Genomic DNA, 13,349 nt, shown 5'->3' on the forward strand with positions numbered 1-13,349 from the left:
TTTAGTACCACCACGCAGGCAATTGAATACTTTTTAATTGCCTGCGATGTTCGATATAACTTTCATCATATTTTGCCACTTCGCACCAAAATGATGCACTATGATCAAAATACTTGGTATGTGCTAATTCATGTATACACACTGATCGTACATTATGCATAGGTATTAATACTAATCCTGCGTTAAGCATAATGTCATGTTTTGAACTACAACTTCCCCAACGTGTCTTTGGCTTTCTCACTGTGCATTCGCCATATTGCAAGCCCGTCTGCTCACTTATTAAATTTAAATATTCTGGTAAAAACTGTTTCGCATATGCTAATACAGCAGCCTTTAAAGCTATTTCAGGGCTTTCATTTCGAATAAATAAAATATGTTGTTCCCAGTTAAATTTAAAAATATGACGTTGCTGTTGCTGAATAATTTGAAATGGTTGCAAATGATAAAATAAAACAAGTTGTTCAGGAAAATTGATAGTCTGATTAAATTGTTTTTGTTGCTTGCTCCATGTCTCTAATAACCATTGTTCAGACTGTTGCAGAAATTGCTGAATCTGCCGCTTTGTACAAAAGATAGGGACTGTTAAACGAATACCTGTAGGTTCAACACGCAAACGCAAATTTCTCGCTCTTGCATGTCGAACTACTTTAATTTCAGGCAATTGTGTTTCAAGCGAAACTGATTGCATTACTGTGCCGTACGTTCTTCGATACCATTATTGGTCGCAACAATCGCAATGCTAGCCGCATTCAAAGCAAAAATTCCATTGGTTACCACACCTGGAATATTGTTAATGGTTTTTTCCAACTCAAGTGCATTCAAAATATTTAAGTTAAATACATCTAAAATAACATTACCGTTATCTGTCACAACACCTTCACGATAAACTGGGTCACCGCCTAAAGCCACGATTTTACGTGCAACCGCAGAACGTGCCATTGGAATAACTTCTATCGGAAGTGGAAAATCACGCCCTAATTGCTCAACCCATTTTGAATCATCGACGATACACACAAATTTCTTGGCAATTGAGGCAACAATTTTTTCACGTGTCAATGCTGCACCACCACCTTTGATCATATGCATATGGCGATCAATTTCATCTGCACCATCTACATAAGCATCCAAACCACCGACTGAGTTCATATCAACGACTTCAATACCTAATTTTTTAAGACGTTCAGCCGTAGCTGTAGAGCTTGCGACTGCTGCTTCCAATTGTAATTCTGGTAATAGATCAATTAAAAAATTAACGGTACTTCCTGTTCCTACGCCCAAAATGCCGCCTTTAGGCAAATGTTTCAAAGCTGCTTTTGCCGCAGCTTGTTTTTTTTCATCTTGGGTTGCATATAGACTCATGACTTCACTCAACTATTTTGACATTTGCTGCAAGAAAACAGCGCAAATGCACAGGGGTTTGCTACAATGATCGCCTATTTTAAACTGTTATAGGGAAGATGAACATGCTGTCTCGTGTGGTACGACAAATTTTACAAGCAACGGTTTATGACGTTGCGATTGAAACACCGCTTGAAGCAGCTCCACGAATTAGTCAAAAAATTAACAATAATATTCGATTTAAACGTGAAGATTTACAACCTGTATTCTCCTTCAAGCTACGCGGTGCTTACAACCGGATTAGCCAACTTCCTAAAGATCAACTCGATCGAGGTGTGATTTGTGCATCAGCAGGTAACCATGCGCAAGGTGTTGCACTATCTGGAAAAAAATTAGGCATTCCAGCCATTATTGTCATGCCAAGCACGACCCCTGATATTAAAGTTCAGGCAGTTAAACGCTTAGGTGGTCAAGTTGTGTTACATGGCGATAGTTTCGATGTTGCCAATAAATACGCAAAACAACGTGCAGAAGATGAAGGTTTAGTTTTTATTCCACCTTATGACGATGAACTGGTCATTGCTGGCCAAGGAACCATTGCCAATGAATTATTACGCCAATGGCGTGATGTTGAATATGTTTTCGTTGCTGTTGGTGGTGGCGGGCTCATTGCTGGTGTTGCAGCCTATCTTGGTGAAGTTGCACCGCATGTCAAAGTCATTGGGGTTGAATATGAAGAATCTGCGTGCTTAAAAGCTGCACTCGAAACCAATGAACGTGTAGTTTTACCTCATGTCGGTTTATTTGCTGATGGCACAGCAGTTGCACAAATTGGTGAATTACCATTTGAAATGGTTCGCTTACAGAAGTCCGATCAATCAGGCCCAATCGTCGATCCCAATATTGTTACCGTAAATACAGACGAAATCTGTGCCGCAATCAAAGATACCTATGATGAAAATCGTAGTATTGTCGAGCCTTCTGGTGCGATGGCATTAGCAGGGATCAAAAAATATATCTCAGAACATCAGTTAACAGACAAAAATATGGTTTCTATTGTTTGCGGCGCAAACATGAACTTTGACCGTCTACGCTATATTGCCGAACGCACTGAATTGGGTGAACGTAAAGAAGCAATTTATGCAGTCACGATTCCTGAGCAAAAAGGCGCATTTCTTAATTTCTGCCGCGCCCTACAAGGTCGTAACATTACTGAATTTAACTATCGTGCCAGTGACGATAGCCAAGCTCAGGTTTTCGTTGGAATTAGCTTAAAAGGTGGCGAAGTTGAACGCCACGAAATCCATGAATTGCTGAAACAACAATATGATGTCGATGATTTATCCGATGATGAAGTTGCAAAACTGCATATTCGTTACTTAATTGGTGGTCATGCTAATTTGGAAAATGAGCGTTTATTCCGTGTTGAATTTCCAGAGCGTCCAGGTGCATTACTGACTTTCTTGGAACGTCTAGGTCCAACGCATAACATTACGCTATTCCATTATCGAAATCATGGTGCAGCCGAAGGCCGTGTTTTAGTCGGTTTACAAGCAACTGATGCAAAACAAAATCCAGATGGGTTGATCGAAACTTTAGAGAAAATTACTTATCCTTATGCTGAGATCAGTGACAATACTGGTTACAAACGTTTCCTTAAATAAATCACCTCATCATTTAAAGCCGACATCATGTCGGCTTTATTTTTATCTAACAATCTTGATGTTTATATGTGATCGCAAACAAAATCATTACACATAGAAAACTATTCCATCTTAAAATGAATAAAAAGACATTTTTATCATTTAGTTAAGGACAGTTATGGCACAGTTTGCAGTCATTGGCTTAGGGAGTTTTGGAGCAACTGTTGCCTTAGAACTCACAAAGCTCAATCATGATGTGATTGGTATCGATACCATTAAACGAAATGTAGAGAGCTTAGCTGATCGCATTACCCATGCTGTCATTGCAGATGCAACTGATGAGCATGTATTAGAGGAACTAAATATCCAAAATTGTGATGCCGTCGTGGTCGCGATTGGTGAAGATATTGAAGCCAGTATTCTTTGTGTTTTAAATCTAAAAAATTTAGGGGTGGATAAAATCCTCGTTAAAGCCAAAACTAAAGCCCACCACACTATCCTCTCCCATTTAAACGTCAGTAAAATTATTCATCCTGAAGAAGATATGGGTGTGCGGGTTGCTCAGGCTTTAAATTATCCGATGGTAAGCCGTTATATGGCGTTGGATGATGATCATTATATTGTCAAAGTTCCAGTACAAGAAAAGCTGAATCATGTGAATTTATCAGGCATCTTAAAACAAGAACCCAATATCAAACTTTTATTACTTAAACGTGATCAACAAATTCTATATGAAACCGATGTGAATTTTACTCTACAGGCTGGAGACGTACTTATTTTAGAAGGCTCGCTCAGCCATCTCCGAAAGCTCTCAGGATGTTTTGTATAAAATGAATATAAAAATAAATACTCAAAAAATTTTTAACTTAAGTCCACCTTCCTTATTAGCGATTGGGTTTCTGAGTTTTATTATCATCGGAACACTATTACTCAAACTCCCCATCGCCAATAAAGGCAATTTGAGCTGGATGGATGCCTTATTTACAGCAACATCGGCTGTAACCATTACAGGTTTATCTGTAGTGAATTTAAATGAGTCTTTTAATCATCTCGGGCAAGTTATTATTCTTTTATTAATCCAAACAGGTGGTTTGGGTTTTATGACTTTTGCTATTTTGGCAGCCTTAAGTCTAGCGCCTAAACTCGGGCTCAAACAACAAATGATGGCACAAGATAGCTTAGGTCAAACCAGCTTATCTAAAGTAACGTTTGTGGCAAAAGGTGTAGTGATTTATACACTTTTTTTTGAACTGATTGGCGTTATTATCTTAAGTACTTCTTTTATACCTATTTATGGCTTTGACCGTGGATTATATTATTCAATTTTCTACAGTATTTCTGCATTCAACAATGCGGGTTTTTCGCTATTCAATAACAGCTTAATAAATTTCCAAGGTCATTATCTTATCTGTTTAACCATTAGTACGCTATATACGTTGGGTGGAATTGGTTTTCTTGTTTTAATTGACGTTAAACAAAATAAACGTTGGAGTAAACTTACACCGAATAGCAAGCTAATCCTCAGTGCAATCGCGACACTAAATATTGTGGCTTTTATTTTGATTTGGCTTTTAGAAGCCAACAATCCATTTACTTTAGGTTCAATGAATATTGGTGAACAAGCCATGAATGCTTGGTTCCAAGCTACAGTACCTCGTTCATCAGGATTCAATACTATTGATACAGGTTCGATGGAACACAGCACAGCACTACTTACCATGTTATTGATGTTTATTGGTGGTGGTTCGCTCAGTACCGCAGGTGGTATTAAAGTTGGTACTTTTGTAATATTGCTGCTTTGTGTGATCTCATTTCTACGACGTAATGAAGAAATTCGTATTTTCAATCATTCAGTTTCGCAGGAAACAACCTATAAAGCGCTTGCAGTGACAGCAATTACAGGTATGTTAGTGTTTATCGGCTGTTTCACAATTTTCTTACTTGAACCTAAACTAGATGTTTTAGATCTTATGTTTGAGGTTGTTTCGGCTGCATGCACTGTTGGTTTATCTCGAGGTGTTACAGGTGAATTGCATGATGGTAGCTTATTTGTTTTGAGCTTACTGATGTACACAGGTCGACTTGGACCATTAACACTCGCCTACCTGATTGCTACACCAAAGAAAAGTCGTTTGAAACATGCAAATGCCAATATTCAGATCGGATAAAACTCTGAATATTGGTCAACTACAATCACCTGCTTACATATTCCATCAGCTTGGCGTTGTTGTTCAAACACACTTTTTGACATCACTTCAAAATGATCACAGAAACTAATCTCTTGCTCATCTATTGAATAAATCAAGGATTGATTCCCTACACCCAGTAAAGTGTCATAAAAAACAATGACAAACTTACCATTTTCAAAAGCATTTTGAATCTCTGCATACGTTAAAGCAGCATGAATCGGAATATTAAGACGTTGCGCATCAATATAACTTTGTTTCTCTTTTTCATCGATATTTGGATCGGGATTAGTATAAAAAGAGACAGCAAAATCTAATTTTTTCAGTGCAACAGCCAATGCAATGGTGAACGTTCCTTCGTCCTGGTCATGACCACATAATTGAATCAAGTCAGCAATATCAATATGTGTATGATATTGCTTCAAGATCAACCAGAGTGCGAATACGCCACAATTTGCTTCAAGACGAAGCAATGACTCAGGAATATTTAAACTCATTTAATACCAATTCATCAAAGAAACGCCTAAACCTGCATAGGTGGCACGATGGTTATAATCAATCAAGCTTTCACCATAACCATCAAATAGTTGCAAATGACCTCGCAACTTACCTTTAATTGGAAATGCCCAATCAAACTGAACAGCACCATGCGAGCGATCACCGCCTTTTAAAGAATGGCGTAGCATCAACGAAAAATCGTTATCATCGTGACGATAGAATGCCGTGAGGTCTCCACGCCCCATATAATCTTTAATATCAGGATTGTTGTCATCTTTGGCTTTTTCTTCGACGCGATACCAAGGACGTAACATTAAGGCAAAATTATCCTTTTCAAAACCTAAATTAAAAATTACACGATTCCAACTACGTGATAAGGGATCAGAACGACCATTAGATTGATGATTTAAAGTCACACCCAACAGACGCGCATTTAAACCTAAAATTTCATAATTCGTTCTAAACATCAAACTTGCTTCAGGCTCGTAATTGGTCTCACGAAAAGGTCTTGATTCTTCAGAATTATAAACTTGCCAGTGAGAAGATTGTGTATATCCTAACCACAAATCGCCATTATCACCCAAAATATTTTCTAAAGCTTTAGTTTTTAAAGAGATTTGAAACTTAGCTTCTGTCGAGGTTAAGTTTTGTTGATCTTTAACAGTATTGTTTGGATTGGGGCTACTAGGAAATTCATTCTTATCACTGGTCCAAAATGCGGGCAGCAAATAAACGGGTTGATAAGCTCGAATATTCCACACCCCCAGTTTACTTTCTTCAGAAAGTTCCCAACGGCGATCTAACAATGAAATATTTGGATCAAATTTAGGCGCAGCACCTAAGATGTGCAAATCACTTACTTTTTGAACAACCTTATCACGCAAAGTCGTAGGTTCAGCTTTTTCATTTTTGTTTTCTACCGATGGAGTAGCTACCGCAATAATTGGTTCGGCTGCTTGAACTTGTGGTGCGATCACTGTTGGAGCTTTAAAAAGGCTATCATAACAAGCTAAACGATCTGCATTTGAAGCCAAAGCGACACAAGCCTCTACTGTTGCTGGTGCTGCAGGTGTAGTTGTCTGCGCATTGACCATAGAACTAGCCAAAGCGCTCAGTGTCATAACGACACCAAGCTCCAAATGACCCCGCTCAAAAGATTTGAACGCCATAGATATCTCCAACTTTTTATTTTAATTAACTTGCTGAATATTAAATCCAAGTGCTTGTAGATCATCACGTTTAGCAAATGGCGCAACGACTGCTTTTACTGGTTTTTGTTCCAATAAATATTGTTTTGCAACACGCTGCAAATCTTCCAAATTCACACTTAATAAGCGCTCACGTAAAACTCTACGGAATTTTGGCGTACGTGCATGCAATAATGCATAACAAGCAGTAATTGCTTCGCCAGCAGGTGAACCAGGTTTGTCCATACCTGCGACCAATCCAAGAATTGCCTCTTCAAGTTGATATGGTTGCTGTTCAACGTTAAATAACCATTGCACACTTGCTTCAAAATCATTAAATGTTTCAACTAAGCGTGGATCGCGATAACTATAAAAACGGAATGAACAAGCATTACCATCATAACTTGCTCCACCACCGTAAGCACCGCCTTTTTCACGAATGGCACTATGTAAGAAACCATTACGTAAATACGCAGCCAATACCATCAATGGTGCTGCATCTGCATGTGCAACATCGACGGCTTGATAAGCAGAGCAACAGAATTGAACATTTGTCTGAATGAGCCAAGCCTCATCATTTTCTGTATTAATTTGCTCAACTTTGGTTAAGCTTACAGGTGATTTATCGACAGCCAGTTTATCCCAAACGTTTTGAATCTCTTCAACTAAACGATCAGATTGATGTTCTTCGCAAACCAATAAAAACTGTTTAGGCGCTTGTAATAACTTACGATGGATTGCTTGTAACTCAGCGATTAAAGCTTCATAAGCCGTATCATCCTGATCAATCTTATTAACTAAGTGAGTAAGCCAATTCAATGCGCCTAAACCAGTATTATGATAGTCACGTCGAGCTAATGCACTCATTTGACGAGAAGCAATTTGCATTGCATAACTATGTCCAGAACCAGACAAGCGCGACTGCCAACGGGTTTTACGTTGTTGCAATAATTCAATAATGCGATCTTTTTCGTCAAAACGCAGCTGCTCAAAGGCAAGTTTCAACAACTGAATAGAATCTAACTTTTGAGTCAATGATTTAGTCGTCAGTGTTAACCAAGCACTAATTCGATCTTTATCATCCACTTTACTACGCAAAGATGCTCCCATCCCCAAACCGCCACTCACAGCCGTTTGGATTTGTTGGAATTCTAAATAATCATGCTCACCTGCGCCAACCTCACCCATCAAGATAGAAAGTAAGTTGAAATAAGGAGACTGTACAATTTCGTCTGGAATCTGAATCAAAACTTGTTGATAGTAGATGCCATTCGTACCTGCATGATATAAATTTAGTGGCGTATCTAAACCATTACTAATAATCTCACGTAGTTGACCTTGAACAATATGTAAATCCGCAGGTACATCTTCCAAACCAACTTTAGGAAGTAACTCAAGATCATCAGCTGTGTCTTGACGTTCTTTTAATGCTTCAGTTTTTTGCTGAATTTCAATTTTTTGATCTTCTGTCAAATTAGCAGTAATTTCAGCCAAACGTGCTTGTTCAGCCTGTTGCTCTTTTACTGATTTGGTCGCATCTGGCACTAAGGTCATTTGTACACGATGCGGATTATCTAACAAATGGATTTGAATTAAATTAGACAACCACATTGGGTCTTTCAATTCTTCTTTCACTTGCTCAATTGCAGAATCCACATCCCAAACATGGATTGGATCATTGTGGTGAATTGCGCTACCTAGACCATTCAAAATAAGACTTAAACCATAAGGCGTACCATCACCGTTGATCTCACGTTGATGTAATTCAATTTGATGTAAAATCGCATCAACCAAATCACGGTCAATTGGTTTTGAAGCAGCCTCTTTCAAAATATCTAAAACACCATTTTTAAATGTTTCAGCATGTTCTTCATTCGAGCCTTGTACGCCACAATAGAACGTCATTTCAAAGTTACTATCATCAACTCCCATCAATGGACCCGTTGACTGTGCATAACCACAAGTTTCTAAATAATGACGCAACGGCGACGCTGAATTTTCTAATAAAATCCCTTCTACTAAACGCATGCCTAAACGTAATTTAATGTCACTGGTTTCAGGGAGTAACCATGACATCACATGATAAGTTTTATCTTTTAAGTCTTCGCTATCAACTGCATAGCTTTCAGTCACTTCTATTGGTGCTAATAAACGTTTTTCAGGTTTTGAATATAATGTTGTACCCTGAGAAAACTTATTTAATGCTAATTTTTCAAACTGCTCCTGTAAATCATAGGCAGTTTGATTACCAAAAGTCATAAAGACTGCATTACTTGGGTGATAATGTGTTTTATAAAAATCAACAAGCTGTTCGTAGGTTAAATCAGGAATGTCTTTTGGATCACCACCTGAATTATAATGATAAGTCGTTTCAGGGAATAAATGATGTGCCAATTGGTGATAGAGCTGATCTGTAGGTGAACTCATCGCTCCTTTCATTTCATTGAACACCACACCTTTATAAACGGCTTGATCATTCTCTAATTCAATGCGAATCCCTTCTTGAGCAAAATCTAAAGGATTCAAATTTGCAGCGAATGCAGCATCTAAATACACTGACAATAGATTCTGAAAATCTTTTTTATTCTGTGTCGCAAATGGATAAGCTGTCCAATCTGCTGCTGTGAACGCATTCATAAAGGTATTTAATGAACGACGAATCATTAAAAAGAATGGGTCACGTACAGGAAATTTTTCAGAACCACATAAAGCTGTATGCTCTAAAATATGAGCTGTTCCTTTAGAATCCATAGGTTGAGTTCTAAATGCCACCAAAAATACATTTTCATCGTGATTTGTGGCCAAATGGTAGTGAACAGCACCAGTTACTTTATGCTTATATTCTGAAACTTGAATATCGAGTGCTTCTACATGGTGTTGACGTAATAGCTGAAACGCGGGATGAATAGTTTGAGTAATGCTTTCAGTAACATCTACAGTCATGTGATCTCCAATTTATCTATTTAAATAACACTAATTTAATATAGAGAGTCTACCGAAGAATACACATGGATATCCATGTAAATTGGTATGTTTTTGTAGAAAAATGCGCCAACCAAAATTCAACGCATTTTTTCTCTGTGATTTCATCGAATATAAAAATATTTACGTTGGATTTAAGCAAGTGTGCTTGTGTTTCGACCAATATACACACCCAAGGATAACCACCAACAATACTATAGAAGCTGTAAAACGGCTCAAGTTCAGCCCTCCAGAACTGAGTGGCTTATCCAAAAAATCTCCAACTACGGCGCCCAATGGACGAGTCAATACAAAAGCAGCCCAGAATAATAAGGTTTTTGATACTCGTGTTAAAAAGTGCAGACCAACAAGCAATAAAATCAATCCAGAAAATAAAGCCATTCCACCTGTATAACCCAAACCAGCAGTATCAGCAGACCAATCACCCAAAGCTGTTCCGAGTGTTTGTGAAAAAGTAATTGTGACCCAGTAAAACCATTCAGTACGAACATTATTGATAGTATCTGGCGAAATATTACCTTCTGATGTGTACCATACCCATAAAGACAACAAGACCAACAACATTAATAATGAACTGCCGCCGATATAACCAATCCCCAAAGACCGATCCATAAAGTCAGCCAACGTCGTTCCAACTGTTGTACTCGCAATGATCGTGAACCAGTATAGAAATGGTTGGTACGTTTTTGCACGAATCTGAAAACTAACCAATGCAATAAAAATGAAAGCAAAAATAAAAGTGCTAATCAAATAACCTAGATTGAGTGACATGGAAACCGCATCTCCAGCCGTCTCTCCAAATGTTGTGGCAAAAATTTTAGTCACCCAGAATAAAGCTGTAACTTGTGGAACTTTTGAGAAAAGTTCATGTGAACTAGAAGTTTTCGTCTGAAGTATTGCCATAGAATTTCGGCTCTTTTTTTATTAAATATGTTTATTCTTGATTGGTCCGCTTAAATAAAAATTAAAACAGATAAACGCAACAATTAACTATTTAGAGCTACGCTAATTTTTCCAACAAACTACTGTAATCCAGAGCATTAGTGTAAACTTTGTTTTTTGATTTTTTAATGTGATGACAAACATGGCAACTGTTGATCTTTTTGCAATTGGTAATGCGCTGATTGACCAAGAATTTAAAGTCTCAAATGAGTTTTTAACACAGCAAGCTTTGCAAAAAGGCACAATGCAGTTGACCGATGGTGAAACTCAAGCTGCTTTATATCAACAATTACAAGACACCCAAAACTATAAAGGTCAAGCAAGTGGTGGGTCGGCTGCAAACACAACTGTTGCATTCAGTGCTTTAGGTGGTACAGCTTTTTACGGATGCCGTGTAGGTAATGATGACCTAGGTTCAATCTACTTGAATGGTTTAAATGAAGCAGGTATTAAAACCGCTGCACAATCAATTAGTGAAGGTGTAACAGGCACATGTATGGTTCTGATCAGTCCTGATTCAGAACGTACTATGCACACATATTTAGGCATTACCGCTGAATTAACTGCTGAACAAATCGATTTTGAACCGTTAAAAGCTGCAAAATGGCTCTATATCGAAGGATACTTATCGACAAGTGATACTGCTCGTGTCGCGGTTAAACAAGCACGTGAACTTGCCAAAGCACATGGCGTTAAAATCGCCCTCTCACTGTCTGATCCTGCAATGGTGCAATATGCACGTCAAGGCCTAGAAGAATTATTAGATGACGGCGTTGACTTGTTATTCTGTAACGAACAAGAAGCGCTAATGTTCAGTAATACTGAAACACTTGACGCAGCTATTGAAGTTTTAAAATCAAAGAATCAACATATTGTCATCACTCAAGGCGCAAATGGCGCAGTCATCATTGACCCTGAACAACAATTCCACGTTGCTGGTCGCGAAGTTCATGCCGTTGATACTAACGGTGCTGGCGATGCTTTTGCTGGTGCATTCTTATATGCCATTAACGCTGGTTTAACTTTAGAAGCTGCGGCTCAAGTGGCTATTTTAATTTCTAGTGAAGTTGTTGCACAATTTGGTCCACGCTTAGCCGTTGAAAACTATGCCAAATTATTTGAACAATTTAAAAATTCTCAACAGGAATATGCTTAAAATGGAAAAAATTTGCATGACTGAGGAAGTCCCAGATCGTGAGTCTCGTGCATATGACACCATGAAAGGAACAACAATCTTTATTACTCAGAAGGATGGTAGCTTTTACGCTTATCAAAATGTTTGCCCACATTTGCAAACTGAACTTGAGTATTTAGAAAATCAATTTTTAGATCAGGATCGTGAGTATATCCAATGCTCAACTCATGGAGCATTATTCTCAGTAGAAACTGGTGAATGTGTTTCAGGACCATGTCTAGGTGAATTCCTTGAAAAAGTAAATTTGGAAGTACACTCTGATGGTGGTATTTATATTGACTAATACCTAGATCATGAATTCTGCGATGACTGAGTTTTTTTTAAATTACTACCTTATGCCATTTCACATGAGCGTAGTGGCTTTGATTTTGCTCAGCATTGCAGAAACAATTGGTATTTTTATTGGGTTACGTCCAAGTCATCTCGTAAAGAAAATGACACCAGAGTGGTTATTAAATTCACCGCTATTAGATGTAAAATTTTCTAAATACTTAATATTTGTATTTTTACTCATCAATTTTAGTTTTGCAGGTTATTTTCTAGAGCTTTCATTTTTTGCTTTACAACACTACTTTATCTCGCCTTACTATCTTTTTGTTCCTGCTTTGATTATCGACATCTTTTTTACAGTGTTTATGATTCATTGTCTTGACCAAGTAATTAAACCTAAAGTCACGCATACGCATATCAATTTAGTGGGTCGCTTAGCAACAATTTCTACGGGTAATGCTCGTCCAGGCTTCTCAGCTCAAGCACGCGTTCGAAATGAGTTTGGTCAACTGTATTACGTGCAAGTTGAACCAGAATACGGTGAATTAGAATTACAATCACAAGTACTGTTGATCAGCCAAAAATCAAATTCTCACTATATTGCAAAAAAAATCTCTATCTCCAATAAGTTATTTACCGCAGACTAAGACCTATTTAGTTATAAATTTTGATCACCCAACTCAAAGTTACAATATGTTACAAAAAGAAAATTTATAAATATTGCAATCCCCTCTTCCATTTTCATCAATCTATTGATCTAACTTTCAGACCAAAATGAAGGATGATATTTCACACATTTTTTAAACCAAACTCTACCAATACACTAGGTTTTATGCAGAATCCATTATAAAAATTACTTAATTATGTAATCAATTCCTTAAATGATTGTAAATATTATATTTTTTATATTCATACTATTTTAGTTGGTTTAATTTTGCTTAAATTAATTATAAATCAAACCTTTTTAATCAGATTTAAAAATATAAATACAACTGTTTTAATCAGTTTTTTAAATTAATTCATATTATTTTAGTTGGGTAATAATAATATTTTCAAAATTTGATCAAAATTTACATAATCAATTGATTTTTATAAATAATATTACATT

Annotated in this window: 12 protein-coding genes; 6 read left to right on the forward strand and 6 right to left on the reverse strand. The window is 37.3% G+C overall.

Annotation, left to right across the window (positions count from 1 at the left end):
- Position 1: 1 nt before the first annotated feature.
- Complete coding sequence (locus tag IEV17_RS00575; RefSeq protein ID WP_004662285.1) at positions 2 to 688, reverse strand: M48 family metallopeptidase; 687 nt, start codon at positions 686 to 688, stop codon at positions 2 to 4.
- A complete protein-coding gene (rpiA, locus tag IEV17_RS00580; protein ID WP_004662287.1) occupies positions 688 to 1,359 on the reverse strand; it encodes a ribose-5-phosphate isomerase RpiA in 672 nt (223 codons plus the stop codon). The genes IEV17_RS00575 and rpiA overlap by 1 nt, the downstream gene beginning before the upstream one ends.
- A gap of 98 nt (positions 1,360 to 1,457) precedes the next feature.
- Here rpiA and ilvA point away from each other — a divergent pair, with 98 nt between their 5' ends.
- The 3 genes from ilvA to IEV17_RS00595 all read left to right on the forward strand — a co-directional run bounded on the left by ilvA (position 1,458) and on the right by IEV17_RS00595 (position 5,149).
- A complete protein-coding gene (gene ilvA, locus IEV17_RS00585) occupies positions 1,458 to 3,002 on the forward strand; it encodes a threonine ammonia-lyase, biosynthetic (RefSeq protein ID WP_171062414.1) in 1,545 nt (514 codons plus the stop codon).
- Between the two features lie 157 nt (positions 3,003 to 3,159).
- Positions 3,160 to 3,810, forward strand: a complete 651-nt coding sequence (locus IEV17_RS00590) for a potassium channel family protein (protein WP_004662292.1) — start codon at positions 3,160 to 3,162, stop codon at positions 3,808 to 3,810.
- A gap of 1 nt (position 3,811) precedes the next feature.
- Positions 3,812 to 5,149, forward strand: a complete 1,338-nt coding sequence (locus IEV17_RS00595; protein WP_004662293.1) for a TrkH family potassium uptake protein — start codon at positions 3,812 to 3,814, stop codon at positions 5,147 to 5,149.
- Here IEV17_RS00595 and IEV17_RS00600 read toward each other — a convergent pair.
- The 4 genes from IEV17_RS00600 to IEV17_RS00615 form a co-directional block, all read right to left on the reverse strand.
- The gene (locus tag IEV17_RS00600) at positions 5,137 to 5,664 is read right to left on the reverse strand and encodes a cysteine peptidase family C39 domain-containing protein (protein WP_004662295.1); all 528 of its coding nucleotides are present in this window, start codon (positions 5,662 to 5,664) and stop codon (positions 5,137 to 5,139) included. The genes IEV17_RS00595 and IEV17_RS00600 overlap by 13 nt on opposite strands.
- On the reverse strand, positions 5,665 to 6,834 hold the full coding sequence (locus IEV17_RS00605; protein ID WP_004662296.1) for a phospholipase A: 1,170 nt from the start codon (positions 6,832 to 6,834) through the stop codon (positions 5,665 to 5,667). It lies immediately after the preceding gene.
- Between the two features lie 21 nt (positions 6,835 to 6,855).
- Complete coding sequence (locus IEV17_RS00610) at positions 6,856 to 9,795, reverse strand: insulinase family protein (protein ID WP_004662299.1); 2,940 nt, start codon at positions 9,793 to 9,795, stop codon at positions 6,856 to 6,858.
- Between the two features lie 162 nt (positions 9,796 to 9,957).
- The gene (locus IEV17_RS00615; protein WP_004662300.1) at positions 9,958 to 10,737 is read right to left on the reverse strand and encodes a COG4705 family protein; all 780 of its coding nucleotides are present in this window, start codon (positions 10,735 to 10,737) and stop codon (positions 9,958 to 9,960) included.
- 181 nt (positions 10,738 to 10,918) lie between these two features.
- On the opposite strand from IEV17_RS00615, the gene IEV17_RS00620 reads away from it, so the two are divergent.
- The 3 genes from IEV17_RS00620 to IEV17_RS00630 are packed head-to-tail and all read left to right on the forward strand — an operon-like array spanning position 10,919 to position 12,888.
- Entirely contained in the window at positions 10,919 to 11,932 is a 1,014-nt protein-coding gene (locus tag IEV17_RS00620; protein ID WP_004662303.1) for an adenosine kinase, read from the forward strand.
- Between the two features lie 16 nt (positions 11,933 to 11,948).
- Entirely contained in the window at positions 11,949 to 12,254 is a 306-nt protein-coding gene (locus tag IEV17_RS00625) for a Rieske (2Fe-2S) protein (protein ID WP_087535917.1), read from the forward strand.
- A 22-nt stretch (positions 12,255 to 12,276) separates the two neighbouring features.
- Positions 12,277 to 12,888: an OB-fold-containig protein gene (locus tag IEV17_RS00630; RefSeq protein ID WP_161793994.1), complete on the forward strand. Its 612-nt coding sequence runs from the start codon at positions 12,277 to 12,279 to the stop codon at positions 12,886 to 12,888.
- Positions 12,889 to 13,349 lie beyond the last annotated feature (461 nt).

The organism is Acinetobacter modestus (assembly GCF_014636095.1).
In the GTDB taxonomy this organism is placed as follows: Bacteria; Pseudomonadota; Gammaproteobacteria; order Pseudomonadales; family Moraxellaceae; genus Acinetobacter; species Acinetobacter modestus.